Raw genomic sequence first — 21,296 nt, forward strand, 5'->3', positions numbered from 1 at the left:
ATCCTGCACGCCAAACAGCACGGCACGTGGGTGCCCGCCCTCGACACCGACGGCGAACCCCGCGACGGCGCCCACGTGGCCGAACTGACCGGCCTGGTCCCCGCCGACGGCTTCCCGGCCGGAACCCGGTTCATCGTGCGCCGCGAACGGCCGCATCCCGGCGCGCAACTGAGCCTGTTCGACAGCATCGAAGGCATGCGACACCAGGTCCTGGCCACCGACACCCCACCCGGCCACGGCGCCATCCAGTACCTGGAGGCCCGCCACCGCGGTCACGCCCGCGTCGAGGACCGCATCCGCTGCGGCAAGGACACCGGCTTCGGCCGATTCCCCTCCCGCGTGTTCGCCATCAACGCCGCCTGGCTGGAAGTCGCCCTCACCGGCATCGACCTGCTCGCCTGGACCCAACTGCTACTTCTGGACGGCGAACTTGCCGCAGCCGAACCCAAGAAGCTGCGCTACCGGCTACTCCACGTCGCCGCCCGACTCACCCGCTCGGCCCGCCAGACCCGGCTACGCATCGCCCAGCACTGGCCCTGGGCCGACGACCTCGTCACAGCGTTCAACCGCCTCGCCGCGCTACCCCGACCGATCACCTGAACCCGACACCCCGACCCGCCGAGCACCCTCGGAGGAACCCGGCCACGCGCCGGGCCACCACCATGCCCACACCACCACGGGCCATCCCGAGAAGATCAACAGGACGCCGACAAGCCTTGATCAACAATTAGCGAAAGACCGAGGCTAGCCCCCTCTGTGAGGAGTCTGCTGTGTCTTGAACTTGCAAGCGCCGCGCGACTGGGCGCATCGACCTCTGTTGGCGGTACCGCAGATGGTGGTACGGGTTCGACCGGGCGTGGCCACTGCTCGCCTGGCGGCACGGGGGCACGGCCGAAGATGGCTTCCGCGGCTGCTTGGGCGAGGACGGCCTGGGTTGTGGCGGGTATCCCGATCCGGTTCCAGTGGAAGATCACGTGCTCTGCGATCACGGCGCGTAGCCCACGGGTGAGTTTTCCTGTGTCGCGTAGGTGGCGGAGGGCTGTGCCGGCGTTCTCGAAGGCGGTCTGCCAGTCGCTGGTGGTGCGGGTGGTGCCGAGTTGCAGGTGACGGACCTTGCCGGTGAAGGCTTCCCAGGTGGCGGGGTCGGCGGCGGGGGGCCAGGTGCGGTGTTCCAGGCGGTGTCGGGCGACTCGCGCCCATACGTCGCCTTGTTCGTTGAGGTCGAGTCCGGTGGCGCGCATGAGTGCCGTGCACAGGATGAGGGAGCGTTCCCGTCGGTCTGCCGGCTGATGGTGAAGGTAGGTGAGGAGGTGGCGGCTGTCGTGGTGGAACAGGGTGTGTGCGGTGTCCATCGCGTCGGGGCCGCCGAAGGCGTGGATCTCGGGTTCGTAGATGTCGCTGGTCCAGGCGCGCGTTCCGGTGAGCAGGTCGTGTACCGGGCCGGGGTCGGTGTCGGGCGTGGTGGGCAGGTAGCGGATGCGCCACGGTCCTTTGCGGATGAACCACCAGGAGGTGATGAGGCCGGCGGTCTCGGCGGCGGGTAGGACGCGGTGGAGGTGGGGTATCGCGTGTTGTTCGCGTTCGTGGCGGCTCTGGCCAGGGTAGGTGATGTTCACCTGTTGCCAGGGGGTCTCCTTCATGGCGGGCCTTTCGTCAGCTGAGTAGGAGGCAGGCGTCCCACGAGGTTGAGGTTGTGGAGGCTGCGGCCAGGGCGTGACCGGCTGTGCCGTCAAGTAGTCCGGTGGGTTCGTCCGCGGCGGGGGTGGCGTGCAGGTGGAGGCGGGTCAGTGGGGCGAGGGGTGTCGGGGTGAGTGCGTCGGCGGCGATGCGCCGGCCGGTGGCGAGGAGGCCGGCGGTGCCGTGGCAGAGGCTGCGGTCGGTGAGACGGCGGATCTGTGCGGGGTCGTTCACGCAGGTGGTGAACGCCGTCTCGGCGAGGAGCTGCCGGGCGGTGTCGTGCAGGGCGAGGGCGGCCAGTTGTTGGGCGCGGGCGATTCCGGGGGTGCCGTAGCACCAGGAGGGGCGTAGTGGGTGTTGTTGTGCGGGTGCGCCGTGGTGCAGGTCGTCGAGGGTGAGGGTCTGCGGCCACCAGATGGTGTCGGCGGTGTGCTGCTGCCAGGTGTCCAGCCATCGGCATATCCGCAGGATCGCCTCGGTGTGTCCGTCGACGGTGATGCCGGCGCGGTGGGTGAGGGCGAGTAGCGCGAGTGGGCCGGTGATGCCGTGGGCGATCCCGTGGTTGGCGTGGCCTCCTGGTGGTGGTGGCTGGTGTCGGTCGGGTCCGTTCGCGCACCACCAGCCGGGGAGGTCGTTGACCGGTTCGGTGAGCCGGACCAGGTAGGTGAGTACCTGGCGGAGCAGGTCGTGGTCGCCGAGGCGGTGCAGGGCGACGCCGAGGCCGGTCAGGCCGCGGATGAGGTCGTACTCGGCGTAGTGGGGCCGCTGGTGGGAGTCGATGCGGCGGTGGGCGGCGTGCAGCCGTCGGCGGGTGACCGTGGCGGTCCCGGTGGGGGCGATCGATCGTGCTCGGGTGAGGCCGGGTTGGTTGGGGGTGGCGAGGACGAAGGCGAGTGCGGGTGCGCCGTAGAAGAGGCTGGCGCCTGCGGTGATGCTGACGCCGTTGGCGGTGGCGGCCCGCAGTGCCGCGTGGGCGGCGGGCCGGTTGCCGGTTTCCAGGTGTAGAAGGGCGACGCCGGCCGCCCCTTCGGCGAGGGACTGTGCTGCGGTCACGGCGTCGCCTGGCGGGTGCGGGCGACGGCGCGGGCCAGGCGGAGGCAGTGCCGTTCGGAGGCGGGGTCGACGCCGATCATGCGGGCGTGGTGCAGGTGCAGAATGTCGGTCAGTACCTGGTCGAGGTCGAGGTTGTCGGCGTGGGCCAGTGTCCGGTAGGTGGCCAGTGCCTTGTCCAGGTCGTCGTCGCGGTAGGGGGTGCGGGCGAGGTCGAGCTGGACGGGTTCGAGTCGGGGGCCGCGGTGGTGGGGGACGTGTTCGGCGAGCCAACGCGGCCCGTCGCCGGTGAAGGCGTCCGCGATGGCGATCATCGTGGCGGCGGTGCTGGCCTGGCGGTCGCCGGTCAGCCGCTGCAGGGTGGCGCGGGAGTCAGCGGCGAAGACCGCTTCGGCGGCGGTGAGGGTGGGGCCGGTGCCGTGGCGGGTCTCGGGCCGGTAGGTGCGCAGGCTGTAGTCGTGCAGGACGCGTTTGTGCTCCAGTTGTTGCGCCCATTCGGCGAGGCATGCGGCGGTGGCAGCGAAGGTGGTGTCCTGGAGTGGGATGCGTAGCCGCAGGTGGGGCTCGGGGTCCGGGTACCGGAGGAACCACCAGCCCGCCGCCGGGAGGTTGCCGGTCCGGTGGGCGAGGTCGGTGAGGATGTCGTCGGCCCGGCCGTACAGGCGGGCCTCCAACCACGGTGACTGGCCGGGCCGATGCTGTTGTGCGGTCACGGCCCGCGCTGGTCGGCTCGGGTGGGTGGCCGGACGGGTGTGCGCGAGGGTGAGGAGGAGTTCGGCGGGTCGGCCGCCGATCCAGCCGGCCGGGCCGGGAGCCTCGGTGAGGGTGGTGCGGGCGTGCCGGTCGACGTGCCGGCGCAGCACTGCCAGGTGGGTGTTGTCGTTCAGGTCCAGACGTACCTGCACGTCGTCGGCGCCGACCAGGACCTCGTCCGGGAGCCGGTGCTGTTCACGGTATCGCTGCCAGGCGTCGCGCCAGTGGGACCATGCCAGGGTGCGGGCGGGGAGCGCGGTCCGGTCGATGGTCCAGCGGGCGGGGTGCACGATGCTGCGTCCGCGTCGCAGGCGTGGCAGGAACGGCAGGCTACGCGCGTGCCCCCAGTCGAATCGGCTGCACGGAGCCGTCCACGCCGTCCAGATCTCGGTCAGGAACCGCATCAGGGGCTGCTGGAGGTCGGGTAGCAGCACGCTGTTGAGCAGCAGCGGCTCGACCGGTCGCCCGGAGGTCCGCGACACCAGCCACAGCCGCTGGCCGTCGCCGGTCACCGCGAGGTCCGCGAGCGTCCACGGCGGGTCCGGGTGGAAGTCGCCGACGGGCAGGACGGGCAGCACCGCAGGTGTCCGGGCGACCGCGGCCAAGCGGGCATCCAGCGGCGGGCCGGACAGTTGCACCGTGTCCGCGCCGGGCAGGGCGGTCGGCAGGTTCCGGTAGACGTGCTGGAACGACGCCAGCTCGGCGGGAGAAAGCAGGTGCAGGAACCGGCCGGCGGCGACCCCGGCGTGGCGGGCTCCGCTGACCACCGTCAACGTGAACGCGCCTCGGTCCAGGTCCTGTGGGGTCGCGGCGGCGAGGGTGAACCGTAGTTCGGTGTGTGGGATCGGCGGCCGGTCGTCATCTCCTCGTAGGCGGCCTGTCAGCTCGTCGTCGAGGATCACCTCCGTACAGTCGTTCAGCGCCGACTGCTGGGCGAGCTGCGCGAGGAGCCGGTCGCGGGCGGTGAACACCGCAGGTACACGCCGGGTGGAACCCCGGTATCCGGCGGGAAAGCCCAGAACGTTCAGGACGTCGCGTAACGGCACGGCCGCGCCCGGGCCCCACCGCTGAATGAACGCGCCGTGGTATTCCGCCCATCCCGGCAGGGGCGCTGCCACCGCCACCAGCGTCGACGCGGCACGGGCCGCCTCGTGGAGCACCGCCGGTGGCAGCGTCACCGAGGCGTCGACACGCAGGTCGACCGCGACCCGGTCGCCGGGATCGGGCATCGGGACGTGACGGGCCAGGTGGGAGGCCGGGTCGGTGACAGTCGTCGCCGGCCGCAGCGCCGACAGCAGGACACCCGCCTGGACGAGCGACGCCAACATCCGTTCGGCCGCCCCGGTAGCGGCGGGCAGCGGCCCGGCGACCCGGGCGGCGAGGTCACCGAACATGACCGGGGAACGCGCCGCGCGGATCGCCGCCCGCACCGGCCTGGTCAGACGGATCTCTATGTCCCACCTGCGGTCGCCGTCGCCGCGCAGGCAGGGCAGCACCCACACCTCGCCGCGCTGGTACCCCACCGAGTTCGTCACCACCGCGACGTCGCGCAGCGCCGCCAGGTCCTGCTCGGCGCGCCCGGTGTGCTCGGCGACGAACGTCCCGTCAGGGCGGGTCACCACCTGATGCGCCTCGCCCCACCGAACCGATGCGCGGGCGCCGAACTCGACCGGAGCCACCCCGGCGAAGGTGCCGAACGGTGTCGCCCGGGTGGTCCACCTCAGCAGGTACCGGACCGTCGAGTCGACCATGCGCCCGAACCGGCGGTCGGTGGTCGGCGCACTGGCCACGGTCCGGGTGATCTGTTCGGCCAACTGGGGTGTGGCAGCGGCGACGGCGGTGGCGAATCCCGGCAGCGCCCACACTGCGGCCAGCCACTGCCGCCACTGCTCGGGCTGATCCGTCGTCAGGTCGGGCCACGCGGGCAGGGTCAGACCGCTGGGGTAGGCGGCAACTCTGATCAGCGCCGCACCGGCCGTGGGGAACATGAACGCACCCTCGAAGACGGGGGCCCGGCGCTGGAGACGCCGGGCCCGGGGTGGATCGTCAGGGACGGTTACTTGCTGCCGCCGGAACAGGCGTTCGAGCCCGTGTTGCCCGAGCCGCAGCCGTCGTCGGTGCTGGTGGCGTACCCGCTGGCAGCGGGGCCGGCGTCCACCAGGGTGATGTCCAGGTCGAACTCCTCGAGTTCCATGGTCTCCACTCGCGTGTTCCTTCCTATGCGGAGGTGAAGGTGAGGACGAGGCGACTGTGTCGCTTGTCCAGCACCGTCCCGGCCGGCAGGGCGCCGTCGGGAGTACCTGCGGGTAGGACGTGCAGCACCGGAGAGGGCTCGCCAGCGTCCACCCACGCGCGCATGTGCCCGGCCATCCGTCCCGCCGCCGCGGCGGCGTCGGGCCCGTGAGCGCAGGCGCCGAGGTCGAACGTGTCGTCGGTCCAGCGCAGCGTCGACCGGTAGGAGAACGTCCCCTCGTGCAGGGCGGCGGGCGTACCGAACCGCCAGGCAGGGGCGACGATGCCGGCGTCGACGGCCTCCTGCTGCGCCGAGAGCACCACGAACTGGTCGACCTCATCGGCGAGGCGGGCCGCCAGCCACAGGTCCAGGTCGGCCAGGACGCTACGAGGCGGCAGGCCCACCCCTGCCCATGCCTGCTCCTGCGGCTGCGACAGCAGCCCACCGACCGATTCCGGGTCGACCTGCTGGCCCTCATCCAGCCGCAGGTGGACACCGGCGGCGATGTCGACATACCGCATCTCGTGGGCTCCGGTGCCCCGCATCGCCACGAACCCGCAGAGGCGCTGGCTGTGGCTGACCAGCCGGTCACCGACCCGGCGCAGCGCCCACGACCGGGTCATCCCGAACGTCCGTAGCGGCACCACCAGCACGCCGTCCTCGGCGAGCTGCGCGATCCACGCCGCGGGGATGTCCCACGCCCCGGCCGTCACGATGATCAGGTCGTAGCAGCGCCCCAGGTCGATCGGCTGCTCCGCGTCCGCGCACACCACGCTGACATCGCCGTAACCTGCCACCGCCAGACACGCCACCGCCCGCTCGGTCACCTCCGGGTCGATGTCCACGGTCGTGACCGAACCCGACGGCCCGACCAGCTCGCGCAGCAGCGACGCGTTGTAGCCGCCCGATCCGATCTCCAGCACGTGCCGGCCGTGCAGGCCACCGGTGAGGGCGTCAGCCGCCTGCCCGAGCATCTCCGCGATCAGCCACGGCGCGGACACCGAACTGACGGTCTCATCACCGAGCCGCTTGGTGACGACCGCGGTGTCGCTGCGGTACGCCTCCTCCATCGGGACACCCGGCGTGTACAGCTCGCGGGGAACCACCCGCAGTGCCGCCTCGACCTCGGGCCGCATCGTCAGCCCCTTGGCCGCATGGTCAGCGACCAGCTGGTCGACCATCGCGTCACGGAGGTCGTCGCTGCTCATCGTGTCGACGCTCATGTGCGCGTCACTCTCCTGTTCGTCAGGACCGCCGCCGTTGCGGACGGCCCGCACTTTCCGTTATCCGCCAAGGACGAACACGGCCTCAGACGCCCGAGGACTGTTCCCCTGCTGGGCAGGACGCAGGCCGAACTCACCGGGTGCCCAACCGGCAAGGCGACGCAAGGCGGCCCGGGTTCGATCAAGCCGCAGTCAACGTGAGGTCCGAGCCGTCCCGGCCACCAGCGGTCCCGGATTCCTCGGCAGCGGCGAGAAACTGCGGTACAGGGTCACACGGATCAACTCCCCTCGGGTTGGGCGGTGCCGGGGACCCCTGAGCGGCGGGCGCCGAGCGGTCATGTCCACCACTCAACGCCGGTCTGACCGTGTCGAACACCCTCGACACGGGATTTCGACACGGTCAGACCGGCCCCAGCGCCTCTCGGGGGCCGACTACGACAGGCGGGCGGACAGCCTGTGGAGTTCGTCGAGGATCACGTTCCAGCGGAAGGGCTGATCGTCGTGAGCTGGTCGCAGCGCCTCGGTGGCGGTGAGGCGTACGCCGTGGTCGGCGAGGAGCCGCAGGTGGGCGTCGAACGCGGGGTGGCGGGCGAGGGTGGGTTTGACGTACGGGGAGACGATGATCGGCATGCCTGCGCCGAGAGCTTCGTTGAGGATGCCGAGGGCCAGACTGTCGTTGATGCCGGTGGCCCACTTGTTGATGGTGTTGAACGTCGCCGGAACGACCGCGACGGCATCGGCGCGTGGCAGGACGCTCGGTTCGTCAGGATGCCGCTGCCGGTAGCTGACGGGCCTGCCCGTAACGGCGGCCAGCCGATCGTTGGGAAGCCAGGTGTGCGCGGTTTCGGTCGCGATGACGTACACATCCCAGCCGTCGCGCCGCACCGCCTCGACCAGCTCGACGATGCGGCGGGCCGGTGGCGCGGCACAGACCACCAGGTAGAGCAGACGGGCATTCGCGGATCCGGACGTCACGCGGCGATTCCGGCGCGTTCGGCGAGTGCCCGCAGGCCGGGGGTGACGGCGCGCCGCTCACGGGTGAGCAGGTCGCCGATCAGATGGCGCGTCCGGCCGTGCACGTGCACCGTCTGCGGCGCGATGCGTTCGGCTTCGAGCAGGTGCAGCACGGCTGCGGGATCGTTGCCGGGCGAGCAGGCGTAGGCGGCGGCGAGGTCGAGGTGGACCCGGGCGCGGCGGCTCACCAGGGCCGCCGGCAGCGACGAGGTGTCGAGCTGTTCTCCAAGGTGGATCGCCAGCTGAGGCTGGTCCGTTCGGGCGGCGATGCTGATGCGGTGGATCATCACGTTCGTCGGACCGAACCCGGTCCACAGGTCGTTACGATCGGCGCCGAGCCGCCGGGCCAGGGCGTTCGCGTCGTCGAGGTGCCGCTCGACAGCGGCGGGCTGGGCCTGCCGGGCGGCGATCAGCGCCGCGAGCAGAGTCAACGCCCCGTGGGCCGACAGGACACGCGGACCCGTCGACGCGGAGTCCCTCGTGTCCGTCACACCATCGAGAGCGGCCAGCACCACCTCCTCGGCATCGCCGACGCGGTCCGGCATCGCCAGCAGCGCAGTACCCACCGAGAACGCCGCCGCAGCGACGAGCGCAACATCCTCGGCCTGCTCGGCGGCGACACGAGCGGCACGGTCCGCCGCCACCCAGGCAAGGCTGGGATCGCCGAGTTTCACGGTGAGTTTGGCGGCGGCGAGATTCGCCGCCGCCAGCGACCCGACGGCCAGGGCGCGCTGCGTGCCGGTGCAGGTCCGGGTCAACAGGTTCGCCTGCTCGAACGTGTCGGGCAACGCCCGGACCGCCTCGGCATAGTTGCCACGCTGGTAAAGGCTATGGAGATGGGCCACCCGCTGACGGACCTCCGAAAGCGTGAGAGGCTCGACCGGCTGTTTCGGTGCGGCAGGTGCGAGCAGGTGCCGGCGCAGCTCGGCCAGCAGTCGCGACCTGGCATCGTGGTCGGCTTCCTCGCCACGGCCTGCTACCGCGTTGACGACTGAGACCTGCCCGGTTCGTGTGGTGCGGCCCGCCTCCGGGCGCTCGCCGTGGAACCGGTCCGGCGGGCGTCGATTGTCGCCGACTTCGCCGTACCTTTCGCCTGTGGCCTCGCCGGCTGCCATCACCGCCTCGGGTACCGCTCCCCACCGCGCCCGCTGTGCCGCCTCGGCCTGCTGTGCCTGGAACCGGGACTGGAGGTGTCGGTAGGCGTCGTAGGCGGCGAGTAGCTCGCCCTGGGCGTCCAGCAGGGTGTCGCACTGCAGCCAGAAGATCCGGTCCACGACCTGCCGGCCCCGCTCGACCATTCCCAGGGTGCTGCGCGTCGTGTGCACCTGGCGTGCGAGGGCTTCCTGAATGAGTCCCCTCGACCTACGCAGGGCGGCGAGCTTACGGCCGAGATCGTCCCTGGCCTGTTGAAGATCCTGGCGATCAATCATGGGCTCGCCTTTCCGTTCGCATCGACCTGCGTCGAGCCGACTGTTGCGGCGCCCCGACGCACGGCGATTCGACGTTAGCGGATCGCACGCGACCTGGGCGTGGAGCTGGTGCGAATGGCGTGCTGGCCTGGCAGAGAGGGCGCCTGTGTCGAAAACCGGGGGGAGCGGGGTTGGCACCTCGAACGTCAGCCACGATCACGGCGGAACACACTTCAGCCATCCCCACTCCCGGCCCAACGGGCACGGCAACCTCAGCCTGCCGCCGTCACCGACAGACACCCCGGACACGATGTGCGAGTTCGGTGGGCATCGGCCCTCTTCGACGAGCGCGGAAGAGCGTGCGGTGATGCCCATAAAGGGCGCGCGGCGCCAGCCCTGCCGCAAGGGCTTTCGGCGGTTCAGTAGCCCCACCGGTGCCGGACGCGGGTTTCGCGTACCGGGATTTCGGGGTGGGGACTTCGGGTTCGTCGCCTACGCCGACACCGACACCGCCCAGGACGTCCTGGTCCGCGTTGTCGGTGGCGACACCGACCCGGGAGCCCAGACCGCCCCCCTCGCACGCGCCCGCGAGTTGTGGTGGCTCTCCCGCGCCGTACGGGCCAAGTACACCGCCATCTCCCGCGCCGTGCCGCTGCTGCTCGCCGGGTACGCCGGCGCCGCCACCACCGCAGCCCTGGCGATCTGGGCCCGGTGACCACGATGACCGCGACCACCACCCTCGTCGTGCAGGACCCCGTCGACGCCTACGAACTGTTCGCCCACGCCCGCACCACGCTCGGGCTGCCCCTGGACGGCCGATGGCACCTGGTCGACCACGGCCATGTCCACATGCTGCAGACTCTGCCCGGACAGGGCGCACCGGCCCTGGCTAGCGTGCACTTCTCCGTCGACGGCAGCCGGCACCCCGGCGAGCCCGACGCCGGGATCCCCGGCGGCTACGCCCTGCTCGCCTTCACCACCGACAGCGCTGACACCAACAGGACCCAGCGCCGGCACCGCGACCTCGCCGGCCAGACCGGCGCGTGGCTGACCCACCGACGGCTTCGCTGGACCTGGTCACACGCCGACGGGCCCTTCACGACCAACCACGCCGGCCCCATCCGCAGGGGCTTTAGTAACGATCTTGCGACCAGGGGCCAAATAGTTGATCTTTTTGGGGGTCTGCGCGGTCCCTGATCGCTGCCACGATGGTTGACCGCTGTGAGTCGATCTCCTCTGAGCATCGGCGAGCTGGTCGAGCACTGGACCCTTGTCCCTGCTGAGCTGGACCTGGTTGCGTCCAAGCATGGCGAGATACGGCCGGGTTCGCGCTGTTGCGGAGGTTCTACGACCGGTACGGCCGCTTCCCGCGAGGTTGGGCAGATCTGCGCCCGGAGGCGATGGACTTCGCCTCTCGCCAGGTCAAGGCGGAGCCGGGTTACTTGGCGTTCTACGGAGACCAGGGCCAGCGGATCCATCACACCCCCAATCGGCTAGATCAACCCGACAACGCACCCAGAATCCAATCCACGGATTCAGGCTAAGGTCCGGTCCGGCAGCGGAACACGGGCGCAGGACCTGCGGCAGGGTGGGGCGAGCGCCCCACCCTGCCGTTGAACTCAGCCGATCTGCAGGGTCACGTCGTCCAGCACGAAGCTGGTCTGCAGGTAGGCGTCCTCGGTGCCGGTGAAGGTCAGCGTGACCGTCTGGCCGGCGTACGCGCCGAGGTTGACGGTGCGCTGCGTGTAGCCCGTGGCAGCGTTCATGTTGGACAGCGACGCCACGGTGGTGCCGTTGGCCTTGATCGTGAACACGTCGTAGGCGAGCGCCCAGTACTCGCTCGTGTCGATGTGCAGCCAGTAGGTCAGTACCGCACTGGTGCAGCCCGACGGGATGGTGACGGTCTGGCTGATGGCCTCGGTCGCGGTGTAGCCGTTTCCGCCGAGCCACGCGTACCGGGTGCCGCTGCGCGGCACCTGCCCGATAGAGGTGCCGATCACGCCGGTGGAGCCGGTCCACGGCGAGGTGCCGCTTTCGAAACCGCCGTTGAGGATCAGCTGGGCGGCGGTGCAGCCGCCCGGCCCGCCGGTCACGGTCAGCGTGTACGTGGTGCTGTGCGACACCGAACCCGCGCCGGTGATGGTGATGGTGTAGGTGCCGCCGGCCACCGACGAGCCGACCGCGATGGTGGCGGTCGACGAGCTGCCGGAGGTGACCGACGACGGGCTGAACGAGACCGTTACGCCCGTGGGGGCGCCGCTGGCGGTCAGGGTAACCGTCTGGGCGCTGCCCGAGGTGGTGGCGGTGCCGACGGTGGTCGTGGTGCTGGACCCCGCGTTCACGGTGCCCGACGCGGGGCTGGCCGAGATCGAGAAGTCGTTGGTCGGCGTCGAGGTGCCGACCGCCCGGTTCCACAGCGTGTAGGCGATGCCGTCGGCAGCCCGGTTCAGCGCGGTGGCGTCGATGTTGCTGAGGGTGTCGCACGAGGAGTGGTAGCAGGAGTCGTAGGACTGACCGGCCGTGCCGCCCCACTTCGACGCCTGGGCCGACGTCTTGGTGGCGCTGGCGCCCATCGCGTAACCGGAGGTCGGGATGCCCGCGTTCTGGAACGAGTAGTCGTCGGAACGGCCCTGGCCCTCGACGTTCTCCTCCGGCTGCAGGCTGAGGGAGTCCCAGTACGCCTTCATCGGCTGCGACGCGGTCGAGGTGATGTTGTTGATGAAGTAGCCGCCGTTCTTCGACGCGATCATGTCGAAGTTGTAGTAGGCCTTGATCGCCGTTCGCTGGGTACTGGTCAGCGAGTTGACGTAGAACTTGGAGCCGTTGAGGCCCTGTTCCTCGTCGGTCCACCAGCCGAAGCGGACCTTGTTCAGCATGGTCGGGTTCTGCGCGGCCAGCGCGAGGGCGACCTCGAGCAGCGCCGCCGAGCCGGAGCCGTTGTCGTTGATGCCCGGACCGACCGAGACGCCGTCCAGGTGGGCGCCGAACATGTAGACGTTGCTCGCGTTACCGCCCGGCCACTCGGCGATCAGGTTCGGGCCTGCACCGCTGGTGCAGCCGGAGGTGCAGGGCTGCTCGGTGACGGTGAAGCCGGCGGCCTGCAGCTTGCCCTTGACGTACGCCACCGACTGCAGGTAGCCCTGGCCGGTCGAGCGGCGGGTGCCGCCGTTGTTGGTGGCGATGGTGCTGAGCTGTGTCAGGTGCGCCTGCACGTTGGCGACGTCGATGTCCGGCGCGGTGCCACCGGGGGTGCCGCCGTTGACCGTGAGCGTGTACTGCGCGGTGTGGGTGATCGAACCGGTGCCGGTCACGGTGATGGTGTACGTGCCCGCAGCCGCACTGGAGGTGGTCGCCACCGTCATCGTGGAGCTGTTGCCCGACGTCACCGACGTCGGGCTGAACGACACGGTGACCCCCGACGGGGCACCCGAGGAGGTCAGCGACACGGTCTGCGCGCTGCCGGAGACGGTCGCGGTGTTGACCGTCGCGGTGACCGAGGAGCCCGCGTTGACGCTGCCCGAGGTGGGGCTGACCGAGACGGAGAAGTCGGTGCTGGAACCGGTGCAGGTCGGGTCGCCGGTCTGGGCCGGGACCGCGACCGCGTTCCACGCGTCCTTGGTCCGGTTGAACAGGACGCACGAGGAGTCCAGGTTCTTCGCGGCGGTCAGGGTCGCGGTGCGGTACTTCTTGTGGGTCATGCCGGAGGTCTTCAGCAGCATGCCGCCGTAGAAGATCTTTCCGGCGGACTGGATGCCCACGCCGGTGACCGACGACGGGCCGCCCGAGCAGATGGGGCTGTTCGGCTTGCCGCCGCCCGGCGCGCTGCCCTCGGCGAGCAGGTAGAACCAGTGGTTGAGCGGACCTGCGGCCGCGTGTACCTCCGTGTTCGGGATCGACGAGGAGTAGCAGTTCGGGTGGCCGCCGACCAGCGAGGGGTTGTACATGTTGCGGATCGGGCCGTCGCCGACGAGGTCGATCTCCTCACCGACCAGGTAGTCGGGTTCGTCGTAGGCGCTGGACTGGTTGGCGTATGCCTCGGTCAGGGCGCCGAAGATGTCGCCGGTGGCTTCGCCGAGGCCGGCTTCGGAGCTGGTGCCGCCGGGGGTGTTCTGGTCCATGCCGTGGCCGAACTCGTGACCCACCACATCCATCGAGGAGATCCAGTTGCCTGCCGAGTTCTTGCCGATCGTGATCGTCGAGCCGTCCCAGTAGGCGTTCTGCTCGTTCAGGCCGACCTTGATCGGCCAGCTGCCGCCGTTGCCGTTGTGCCCGTTGCGGCCCAGCCAGGCCGACAGCATGTCCCATTCCTTCTGCGCCGAGTACAGTGCGTCGACGCAGCCGGTCTCCTTGCTTGTGCCCACTCCGTTGCCCCAGCTGTCGTCGGCGCCGGAGAAGACGGTGCTGGTGCTGTAGTCCTGGCAGTTCAGGCCGGTGCGCGTGGTGTCGCGCAGGTAGTACGTGCTGCCCGACTGCGACGTGGTGATCGACAGTGGGCTGGGCCCGTTCCACTTGCCGGTGCCGGAACCGGCCGCGGCGTCCTCCTGCTTGGCCAGCACCTGGCCGTTGCGCGCGTCCACGAAGACATGCAGGTGGCTGGGCGCCGAGGCGGTGCGCCCGGCGACGACGACCTCCCACGCGAGTCGCGCGGTGCTGTCCTTGACGTGCACCACGAGGGTGCGCGACTCGACCTGGTCGACCTTGGTGAGCAGGCCCTTGGCGGTCTGCTCGGCGCGGTCGGCGGCGACCGTCGGCACGACGGAGACGTTGATCTTCGTCTTGGTGGCGGCCGAGATCGCCCGGATGGCGCCCCGGCCGTCGGCGAGTACGGCGGCGTCGCCGCCGACCACCGGCAGGCCCCGGTAGGTGCGCTCGTAGGCAATGGAGAACAGGCCGTCCACCCACGGGATCACCATGCGACGGTCGTACTGCTCGAAGGGGCCTTTCGCCAGCGCGTCGTGACCGCCGTCGGCAGCGCGGTCGGCTGCAGAGATCGCCAGCGACAGCGGGCTCTGCGCAACCGTGGGTGTAGGGGGCGGGGTGGCTGCGGTCGACTGGGTGGCCACCCCGGTCACGGTGCCCAGGGTAAGCGCAACCGCGACAGCGGCCGCCATGGCAGTTCTTCGATACATCGCAATCCTCCCGCCGAGATGGGTTGAGGGGTGTGGCAGCAGGGCCCGTGTTGATGGGATCTCCGGCAACCGGTGACAGCTCGGCTTTGGCGATGACACTAGGAACGGCGGAGGCTGGCCGAAATCAGGGCAACCCCTTGCTCTGGTGCGCGAAGGACCGTCGGGCGCACTATGATCCGGTGCCAGATTCTGCGACGGCAGTGAATGCGCATCAGGGGGCCACCGGCACCATGCTGCCGGTGGTACCGGGCGTCGTGCGCGGCGCCCGTCGGGTGGTGCTGTTCGGTCCGCCCGGGATCGGCAAGACCGCTGCGGCCGGTGTACTCGGGCAGCAGCTGGGCATGCCTGTCCTAAGGCTGGCTCCGAGCCCACAGGACGCCCAGGTCCCCTACACCGGACTGCTCGAACTCGCACTGGCCCTCCAACCGCTGCCGGCCGCGCGGGAACTCGCGACCGGAATCGACAAGGCCGTCGGAGTGCCGGGCTCTGCCGATCCCGCCGGGACCGCTCTACGGCTGCGCCGGTTGACCGCCACCCTGCTGCTGGACACCCCGCCTCTGACACTGGTGGTGGACAACGCCCAGTGGCTGGATACGGCCAGCGCGGCCGTCTTGCGTTGGGCACTGCGCCTGGCTCCCGACCTTCCCGTCATAGCCGCAGAGCGAATCTGGCGCCCGGGGAGCGAAGGCCACTGGTGCGGCGAGGACCCCTGTGCGGTACGCATCCCGGCGCTGACACCCGATCAGGTCGCAACCCTGCTGTCGCCGTACCGGCTAACCCCCTACGAGGTCACGCAGACCCACATCCGCAGCGGAGGGAACCCGGCCCTAGCCCTCGCATTCGCCGGGGCCCGCAGCCGCGCCACCGACCTGCCGGCCGCTCAGGGTCTCGTAGACGACCTGGTCCTGCCGCCGGCCGCCCGCCGACTGGTGAACGAATGGCTGGGCACTGTGTCGGCCGAAGTTCAGGAACTGTTGACGGTCGCCGCACTCGACGACCGGCCCGACCGCGAACTGCTGAGCCGCCTCGCCGGCCCGCCCGCCGAAAACCTTCTCGCAGAGGCCGAGGCAGCCGGACTGATCAACATCGGGCAGGTCGACGGGAAGATCCGGTTCGCCGCCGCCGCGATCGGTGCCGAACTCGCGGCCCGACCGCCGGTCGCCACACGCAGGCTCCTGCACGCCCGCCTGGCCGAAGCCAGCCGCGACAGCATCCGCCGCGACCGTCACATCACGCTGGCGGCCGACACCAACGACCCGCAGTCGGCCGACTGCGCCGACCGCGCCGCCGCCCGCGCCCGGCTGCGCGGAGAACCCGCACTAGCGGCCGAGCTCTCCCTGCTCGCCGCCGAACGTACCCCGGAGACCGACGCCGACCTGCTCACCGAACGGGCGCTGACCGCCGTACGCGACGCCGCCCACAACGGCGACCTGCCCCGCGGCCAGGCTGCCGTCCGCCTCGTCCTGAACCACGACAGCAGCCCCGCCAACCGCGTCAACGCCCTCATCGCCCTGATCGACTCAGGCGGACAGCACCTGTACAACGGCGACAAGCTGTTCGCCGACGCACTTCACGAAGCGGCCGGACATCCGGACCTGACCGCGCAGATCCTCGTCCGCCAGGCGATCTGGGCCAACGTCAACGGCGATCCCGACCGGGCGTGCGCCCAGGCTGCCCGGGCCGCCAGCCTCGCCCGGAGCGCTGGCGACACCGCCACCACCGCCATGGCCCTCACGATGCAGGCCCGCATCCAACGCATCCTCGGCCGCCCCCAAGCCGAGACCACGCTCGGCCACGCCCTGTCCCTGCCACGCAGCACTCACATCCCCGTCAACGCCAGGCCCGAACAGCTCTCCGCCCGGCACGCCATCTTCGACGACCGTCTGGACGAAGCCCGCAGCGCACTGCTGCCTCTGCTCGTCGAAGCCGAGCGGACCGGAGACGCCGAAGCCACCGTGGATGTCCTGCGCAGCCTCGCCGAAGTCGAGATCCGCGCCGGACGGTGCGGACTGGCCCTCGACTACGCCGGCCGCGCCCTGTCGCTTACCGACAGAGCCGCCTTGGACCCCGCACCAACGTGCTACACCTCCGCCCTGGTCGAGGGCACCGCCTCGTGCACCGACTCCGCCCTCGCTCACGCACGCCGCGGGGCGGACACCTCCCGCCGGGAGGACAACAAAGTCTTCCTCTCCCGAAACCTCTTCGTCCTCGGACATCTTCTCCTGGTCACCGGGCGTCCGAAAGAAGCCCTGGAGGCGCTGGAAGAGGTCCGTACGCTTGAGAAGCGCCAGCAGGTCCGCGACCCGTCCGTCCTGCGCTGGCACGCCGACCTCGCCCAAGCCCTCATCTCCCTCGGCTACCTCGACCAAGCCCGCAAACTGCTGACCGATACCCGTCGCACCGCGACTGATCTAGATAGAAGCTGCGTCCTCCCCGTGCTCGACCGCTCCCAGGCACTCCTGGAAGCCACCCTGGGCAACTACGATGCGGCCGCCGACCTCCTCACCGCAGCAGCCGACCACCTCCGCCACCTGCCCATCGAACACGGTCGAACCCTCCTGGCCCTCAGCCACACCGAACGACGCGGACGCCGACGCGCCAGCGCCCGCACCGCGGCGCAGAGCGCCGCCGACCTCTTCAGCACGCACCAGGCACACCCCTGGATCGAAGCCGCCACCCGCACCCTCCACCAACTGGAGCCCGTCCCCGCGCACAGCAGTACGCTCCCCTGCCTCACCTCCGCCGAACAGCGCTGCGTCGAGCTCGCCGCCAGCGGAGCGACCAACCGCGACATCGCCACCGCCCTCACCATCAGTGTCAAAACAGTCGAAGCAAACCTCACCCGCGTCTACCGGAAGCTCGGCATCCACTCACGCGTCCAACTCGCGCACCTTGCAGCCCTGACGGCAGCGCCGGCAGAAGCCCTGCAGCCCGGCCTGGCGCATCAGCCTGGCAACGCGTTTGCGCCCACTTCCGACTCCGGTGCCCAGGCGTAACTCGGCGTGCGGCGTAAAGGAGCGGGTTGGGCGAGGATCGCACGTGCTTCCCCGGACAGCATCCTCGCTACGTCAAGTCGCAAAATGCCGTGACGAGGATTTAGAATCGAGAAAGTTGACACAAAAAGCAACAGAGGCGGCCGGTTTGCTACTGTAACCGCCAGCAACGGAGCGCAGCAGCTATCCAATGCGACCAACAAACAGAGGTAATGAACGGCTGAATCGCAGGCAGTCGGCCTACCGACATGCATAGATGACGGTCTTAGGAAACCGATGCTCTATCCCCTGAGCTACGAGGGCGCGAGGGCACAGTCTAGCGACCTGGGGTTCACCTGGGGTGGCAGGGAGTGGCCCCCGTTCACCCACGTTCCCCGGACCGCCGTTCTCCCAGCCCAGGAGCACACCTGAGCACACGAACCCCGGTTTGCGGCCGGCGGTCGGCCATGGTGACCCTCGTTGGCACCGGTCCACCCCGGTCGGCATCCGCTGGAGGAGTCTCCAGGTGACTCTGGTTGATCTTGGCGGGCAGGATGAAGTGGCCGGCGTCGACTGTCTGGGGCGTCACGCTGACACGCCGCACCGGCCCTCCACGATCCTTGCCACACCTTGGCGACGGTCAGCGAAGAACCATGCGTCAGGTGTCGAGGCCTGCGAGGTTGAGGCGTTCGAGCAAACTGGGCTTGCGGGCATGCGCCGCCCGGAGCTCGGCCAGCCGGTGCTGGAACGACGAACTGTCCCAGTCGCGTTCGCTGAGTTCGCGCAGGTCGATGAGGAGTTGCACGGCGGTGTCGTACTCGCGGGGTTTCTTGGTGGCGATGAGCTCGTCGACTCGCTGCCAGGCGGCGGGTTGGTCGACTGCGAGGGTGTCGAGGTGCCGTTGCCGGGCTGCTGCGGCGGACCGTTCGCGGCGGATCCGGTCGCGTTCGCGTTGCTCAGCGTCCCGTCGTTCCCGTTCGGCGCGCAACCCCGCGGCGGTGGAGAGCAGTTCCCCGGCGGTACGGGCGGCTGCCGGGGTGGGCGTATCAGTGCGGTGTGCGTCGCGGTAGCGGCGCAGCAGTCGGTTGCGCAGGTGGCTGTCGCCGCCGGTGATCAGGTCGGTCAGGATGGCGTCCTTGTCCCGAGCGGGCAGCCCGACGACCCAGGTGCGTAGTTGCGCAGCGGTCGGTTCGCCGGAGGTGGCCGGCGGCGGTCCGGCCGCCGCGGCCGCGATCAGGTCGGGGTCGATGCGTAGGAACTCGGCGACGGCGGTGAGGGACGCGTCGAGGGTCCCCAGCCGGGCGGGGACGGGCGGTTCAGGCTCGTCGTCGGCGATCTCGGCGGACTGTACGCAGCGCAGCCAGGCCAGGTACAGCAGGCGCAGGTCGCCGGCGGCGAGGCGGGCCCGGACCGGGATGACGGAGGCGAGGAGGCCGTGGCCGTCGAGGTCCCACTCGTCGGTGCCGTCCTCGTCCTCGTCGTGCAGGTCGATGATGACGTGCTTGCCGGTGGTCCACGCGGATGCGCTGTCCCCTTGGCAGTACTGGGAGACGGTGGCGGGGTCGAGCACGTGTTTCGGTAGCCGCAGCATGAGCTGGCGGGTGCCCCAGTTCGTCAGGTACAGGTGCGCGTCGAAGTACCGCTCCATCAGCGTGCGCGGGTCGCCCTTGAAGTCGCCCCACTCGTAGGTGTTGACGAAGCTGGTGGCGGTGATGTCGGCCCGGGTCGACAGCGACCGAAGCTCGGCCCGCTCCCGGCCGGTGAGGGGCCGGTCGACGGCGGTGAACTCGTAGTACTGGTACTCGCTCACCGTGGCCTACCGTCCGGCCCAGTGCCGGTAGGCGTCGATCCACGCGGCGCCGTCCGGCGCGGGGGTGAGCAACGGCAGGTCGAGGAGATCGATCCTCTGCCGGTGGCGACCTCGGGCGCAGACCGCGACGATGTTGTCCGCCGCCAGCTCGGCCTTCCGTACGGTGGCCTCGACGCCGAGGACGGTGGTGGTGAACGGCACCGCCAGATGCTCCTCGATCATGGTGAACAGGCCGGCGCGCTCGTCCTCATGACCGTCCGTGTCGGCGGTGGCTTCCTCGATCATCGCCTCCAGCGCGGCGTTGTCCTTCGATGCCATCGGCGGAGGATAGCGGACCGGTGCCGGGATGTTCGACGCCCGATGCGCGAGGATGGTCGGCATGGGTTCGGTGGCCGAGTTCGTCGATCTTCGGCGGGAGGTGGAGCGGTTACGGGCAGAGAACGCCCGACTGGGACGTCTGCTGGAGCTGCGCGGCCAGGACACGACTGCGGCGCCGGAGCAGTTGTCCGCGCCGGTTGAGCCGCCAGGGCTGGTCACCATGGCTTCGCCGACTCGGGACAAGCTGGCGTTGTTCGCCGACCGGTTCCGGGCCCGGGCCGACGTGTACGCCGTGCGGTGGGACAACGCCCGTACCGGCGCTGCCGGGTGGATGCCCGCAGTCGCCGGTGGCTGGCGTAAGGGTATGGACCGGCGCGGTGCCACCTACCTGCCCCGCACGACGGAGGTCGTCGCGGCGCATCTGGTCGGCGACGTGTTCATGGGCCTATACCCGCTGATGCCCGGCAACACCTGCCACTTCGTCGTGGCCGACTTCGACGGGCCGACGGCGATGCTCGACGCCCTCGCGTACGTGAAGGCGGCGCGAGCCAGCGCGGTGCCGGCCGCGTTGGAGGTCTCCCAGTCAGGCCGTGGTGCCCACGTGTGGGTCTTCTTCACCGGTGCTGTTGCCGCGGCCACCGCGCGGGCCGTCGGCACGGTCCTGCTGCGGGAGGCGATGGTGCTGCGCGGGTCGATGGACCTCCGCTCGTACGACCGGCGCTTGTGCTCCAAGGCGCGATGAGCACCCGCGAACGGCGGACAGTCGTTGACCGGCTCGACGGCGCCAAGGCCGGCCTGCTCGTCATCGGCACCACGCCGTTCATCGGTGAGGGCTTCGACGCCCCCGCCCTCGACACCCTCTTCCTCGCCGGCCCGATCTCCTACGACGGCCTACTCGTCCAATGCGCCGGCCGCGTCATCCGCGCCGCGCCCGGCAAGGACCTCGCCGAGGTCCACGACTACCACGACCCGGCCACTCCCATCCTCGCCGCCTCACTCCCACGCCGCATGCCCGGATACCGGGCCCTCGGCTTCACCAGAACATGAGTACATCCCCTCGCGATCATCATGACTGGTCCGCCGGCTTCCGAAGAATGACGTACGCCAAGCGTGCTGGGCCTAGCCTGGTAGGCTAAAGGCCATGGGCCGGTTCTCCGAGGATGAGCTGCAGGCGGTTGTCTCCCGGTATGAGGCGACGCGGGCCGCCGCGCTGACCGAGCGGGACGAGCAGCTGCGGGCGTTTCACGCGGCCGGATGGCGGCCGGTGGATCTGCAGCGCGTCACCGGGTACAGCCGGGAGACGATCCGTCAGGCGCTACGACCGGAAGTCCGGCGGGCGACGAACCTCAGCCGGCGCAGGATGTCACCCCAGCCGCCAGCGGACTACCAGCCCTACGGCGACCGGAAGCCCTACGTGGTGGCCGAAACCCTCGCCGATCTGCACGGCCCGACCGACGGCTCCGTGACGCTTCCGCGTCACCTCGACTGGTCCGGGCATGCCGAGTACGACCTGAACCGGCCCGCACGCCTGGCCAGCATGTACAAGGTGGTGCTCACCGAAGCCAGCACCGTCGAGGACCTGCACACCTGGCTCGATGCCGACCTCCTCCGGCGGCTCTGGCCCACTCTCTGGCTGCCATCCCAGCTCCGCCAACGCTGGGAGGACGCCTTCCCCGAACTCGCCGCCACACGCAGCAACGCGGCATAG

At 70.2% G+C, this 21,296-nt stretch carries 17 protein-coding genes and 1 pseudogene; 7 read left to right on the forward strand and 11 right to left on the reverse strand.

What is annotated here, in order from left to right; all coding sequences use genetic code 11:
- A partial coding sequence (locus tag A4R25_RS27285; RefSeq protein ID WP_197494978.1) for a transposase occupies window positions 1–600 on the forward strand: 600 nt, incomplete at its 5' end.
- Between the two features lie 95 nt (window positions 601–695).
- Here A4R25_RS27285 and A4R25_RS27290 read toward each other — a convergent pair.
- The 7 genes from A4R25_RS27290 to A4R25_RS27315 all read right to left on the reverse strand — a co-directional run bounded on the left by A4R25_RS27290 (window position 696) and on the right by A4R25_RS27315 (window position 9,380).
- Complete coding sequence (locus A4R25_RS27290; protein ID WP_064448552.1) at window positions 696–1,640, reverse strand: thiopeptide-type bacteriocin biosynthesis protein; 945 nt, start codon at window positions 1,638–1,640, stop codon at window positions 696–698.
- 13 nt (window positions 1,641–1,653) lie between these two features.
- On the reverse strand, window positions 1,654–2,730 hold the full coding sequence (locus A4R25_RS27295; RefSeq protein ID WP_064448553.1) for a lanthionine synthetase C family protein: 1,077 nt from the start codon (window positions 2,728–2,730) through the stop codon (window positions 1,654–1,656).
- The gene (locus A4R25_RS27300) at window positions 2,727–5,468 is read right to left on the reverse strand and encodes a lantibiotic dehydratase (protein ID WP_064448554.1); all 2,742 of its coding nucleotides are present in this window, start codon (window positions 5,466–5,468) and stop codon (window positions 2,727–2,729) included. Before A4R25_RS27300 ends, A4R25_RS27295 begins: the two co-directional genes overlap by 4 nt.
- 68 nt (window positions 5,469–5,536) lie before the next feature.
- Window positions 5,537–5,674 (reverse strand): FxLD family lanthipeptide, encoded by a 138-nt coding sequence (locus tag A4R25_RS30875; RefSeq protein WP_082159628.1) that lies wholly within the window; start codon window positions 5,672–5,674, stop codon window positions 5,537–5,539.
- A 23-nt stretch (window positions 5,675–5,697) separates the two neighbouring features.
- Window positions 5,698–6,936 (reverse strand): methyltransferase, FxLD system, encoded by a 1,239-nt coding sequence (fxlM, locus tag A4R25_RS27305; RefSeq protein WP_043330488.1) that lies wholly within the window; start codon window positions 6,934–6,936, stop codon window positions 5,698–5,700.
- 432 nt (window positions 6,937–7,368) lie between these two features.
- Complete coding sequence (locus A4R25_RS27310; protein ID WP_046569670.1) at window positions 7,369–7,911, reverse strand: flavoprotein; 543 nt, start codon at window positions 7,909–7,911, stop codon at window positions 7,369–7,371.
- Complete coding sequence (locus A4R25_RS27315; protein ID WP_051611166.1) at window positions 7,908–9,380, reverse strand: helix-turn-helix transcriptional regulator; 1,473 nt, start codon at window positions 9,378–9,380, stop codon at window positions 7,908–7,910. Before A4R25_RS27315 ends, A4R25_RS27310 begins: the two co-directional genes overlap by 4 nt.
- Before the next feature lie 346 nt (window positions 9,381–9,726).
- Between A4R25_RS27315 and A4R25_RS27320 the strand changes: the two genes are divergently transcribed.
- Window positions 9,727–10,074, forward strand: coding sequence for a hypothetical protein (locus A4R25_RS27320; protein WP_091113588.1), 348 nt, complete (start codon window positions 9,727–9,729; stop codon window positions 10,072–10,074).
- 5 nt (window positions 10,075–10,079) lie between these two features.
- The gene (locus A4R25_RS27325; RefSeq protein WP_157539168.1) at window positions 10,080–10,556 is read left to right on the forward strand and encodes a hypothetical protein; all 477 of its coding nucleotides are present in this window, start codon (window positions 10,080–10,082) and stop codon (window positions 10,554–10,556) included.
- A 422-nt stretch (window positions 10,557–10,978) separates the two neighbouring features.
- Here the strand turns inward: A4R25_RS27325 and A4R25_RS27330 are convergent, their stop codons facing one another.
- Window positions 10,979–14,431: a M28 family peptidase gene (locus A4R25_RS27330; RefSeq protein ID WP_373888020.1), complete on the reverse strand. Its 3,453-nt coding sequence runs from the start codon at window positions 14,429–14,431 to the stop codon at window positions 10,979–10,981.
- 287 nt (window positions 14,432–14,718) lie between these two features.
- On the opposite strand from A4R25_RS27330, the pseudogene A4R25_RS27335 reads away from it, so the two are divergent.
- A pseudogene (locus tag A4R25_RS27335) lies at window positions 14,719–17,373 on the forward strand (LuxR C-terminal-related transcriptional regulator); the annotation flags it as partial.
- Here A4R25_RS27335 and A4R25_RS32270 read toward each other — a convergent pair.
- The 3 genes from A4R25_RS32270 to A4R25_RS27345 all read right to left on the reverse strand — a co-directional run bounded on the left by A4R25_RS32270 (window position 17,359) and on the right by A4R25_RS27345 (window position 19,588).
- Complete coding sequence (locus tag A4R25_RS32270; RefSeq protein ID WP_223201434.1) at window positions 17,359–17,478, reverse strand: IS3 family transposase; 120 nt, start codon at window positions 17,476–17,478, stop codon at window positions 17,359–17,361. The pseudogene A4R25_RS27335 and the gene A4R25_RS32270 overlap by 15 nt on opposite strands.
- Window positions 17,479–18,118: 640 nt before the next feature.
- Complete coding sequence (locus A4R25_RS27340; RefSeq protein WP_064448558.1) at window positions 18,119–19,270, reverse strand: hypothetical protein; 1,152 nt, start codon at window positions 19,268–19,270, stop codon at window positions 18,119–18,121.
- A gap of 6 nt (window positions 19,271–19,276) precedes the next feature.
- Complete coding sequence (locus tag A4R25_RS27345; RefSeq protein ID WP_231915649.1) at window positions 19,277–19,588, reverse strand: hypothetical protein; 312 nt, start codon at window positions 19,586–19,588, stop codon at window positions 19,277–19,279.
- 61 nt (window positions 19,589–19,649) lie between these two features.
- On the opposite strand from A4R25_RS27345, the gene A4R25_RS27350 reads away from it, so the two are divergent.
- The 3 genes from A4R25_RS27350 (at window position 19,650) to A4R25_RS27355 (ending at window position 21,296) form a co-directional block, all read left to right on the forward strand.
- On the forward strand, window positions 19,650–20,330 hold the full coding sequence (locus tag A4R25_RS27350) for a hypothetical protein (RefSeq protein WP_231915650.1): 681 nt from the start codon (window positions 19,650–19,652) through the stop codon (window positions 20,328–20,330).
- The gene (locus tag A4R25_RS31940) at window positions 20,327–20,635 is read left to right on the forward strand and encodes a helicase (end) (protein ID WP_082931159.1); all 309 of its coding nucleotides are present in this window, start codon (window positions 20,327–20,329) and stop codon (window positions 20,633–20,635) included. The genes A4R25_RS27350 and A4R25_RS31940 overlap by 4 nt, the downstream gene beginning before the upstream one ends.
- Before the next feature lie 94 nt (window positions 20,636–20,729).
- On the forward strand, window positions 20,730–21,296 hold the full coding sequence (locus tag A4R25_RS27355; protein ID WP_064448560.1) for a hypothetical protein: 567 nt from the start codon (window positions 20,730–20,732) through the stop codon (window positions 21,294–21,296).

This window comes from Micromonospora sp. NBRC 110037, assembly GCF_001652995.1.
Taxonomy (GTDB): Bacteria; Actinomycetota; Actinomycetes; order Mycobacteriales; family Micromonosporaceae; genus Micromonospora; species Micromonospora chalcea.

Excerpts from the sequence above, each read along its gene's own strand:
- A4R25_RS27300 (WP_064448554.1), bottom strand. The coding sequence starts at position 5,468 with ATGTTCCCCACGGCCGGTGCGGCGCTGATCAGAGTTGCCGCCTACCCC.
- A4R25_RS27315 (WP_051611166.1), bottom strand. The coding sequence starts at position 9,380 with ATGATTGATCGCCAGGATCTTCAACAGGCCAGGGACGATCTCGGCCGT.
- fxlM (WP_043330488.1), bottom strand. The coding sequence starts at position 6,936 with ATGAGCGTCGACACGATGAGCAGCGACGACCTCCGTGACGCGATGGTC.
- A4R25_RS27325 (WP_157539168.1), top strand. The coding sequence starts at position 10,080 with ATGACCGCGACCACCACCCTCGTCGTGCAGGACCCCGTCGACGCCTAC.
- A4R25_RS27320 (WP_091113588.1), top strand. The coding sequence starts at position 9,727 with ATGCCCATAAAGGGCGCGCGGCGCCAGCCCTGCCGCAAGGGCTTTCGG.
- A4R25_RS27345 (WP_231915649.1), bottom strand. The coding sequence starts at position 19,588 with ATGGCATCGAAGGACAACGCCGCGCTGGAGGCGATGATCGAGGAAGCC.
- A4R25_RS30875 (WP_082159628.1), bottom strand. The coding sequence starts at position 5,674 with ATGGAACTCGAGGAGTTCGACCTGGACATCACCCTGGTGGACGCCGGC.
- A4R25_RS27350 (WP_231915650.1), top strand. The coding sequence starts at position 19,650 with ATGGGTTCGGTGGCCGAGTTCGTCGATCTTCGGCGGGAGGTGGAGCGG.
- A4R25_RS31940 (WP_082931159.1), top strand. The coding sequence starts at position 20,327 with ATGAGCACCCGCGAACGGCGGACAGTCGTTGACCGGCTCGACGGCGCC.
- A4R25_RS27290 (WP_064448552.1), bottom strand. The coding sequence starts at position 1,640 with ATGAAGGAGACCCCCTGGCAACAGGTGAACATCACCTACCCTGGCCAG.
- A4R25_RS27355 (WP_064448560.1), top strand. The coding sequence starts at position 20,730 with ATGGGCCGGTTCTCCGAGGATGAGCTGCAGGCGGTTGTCTCCCGGTAT.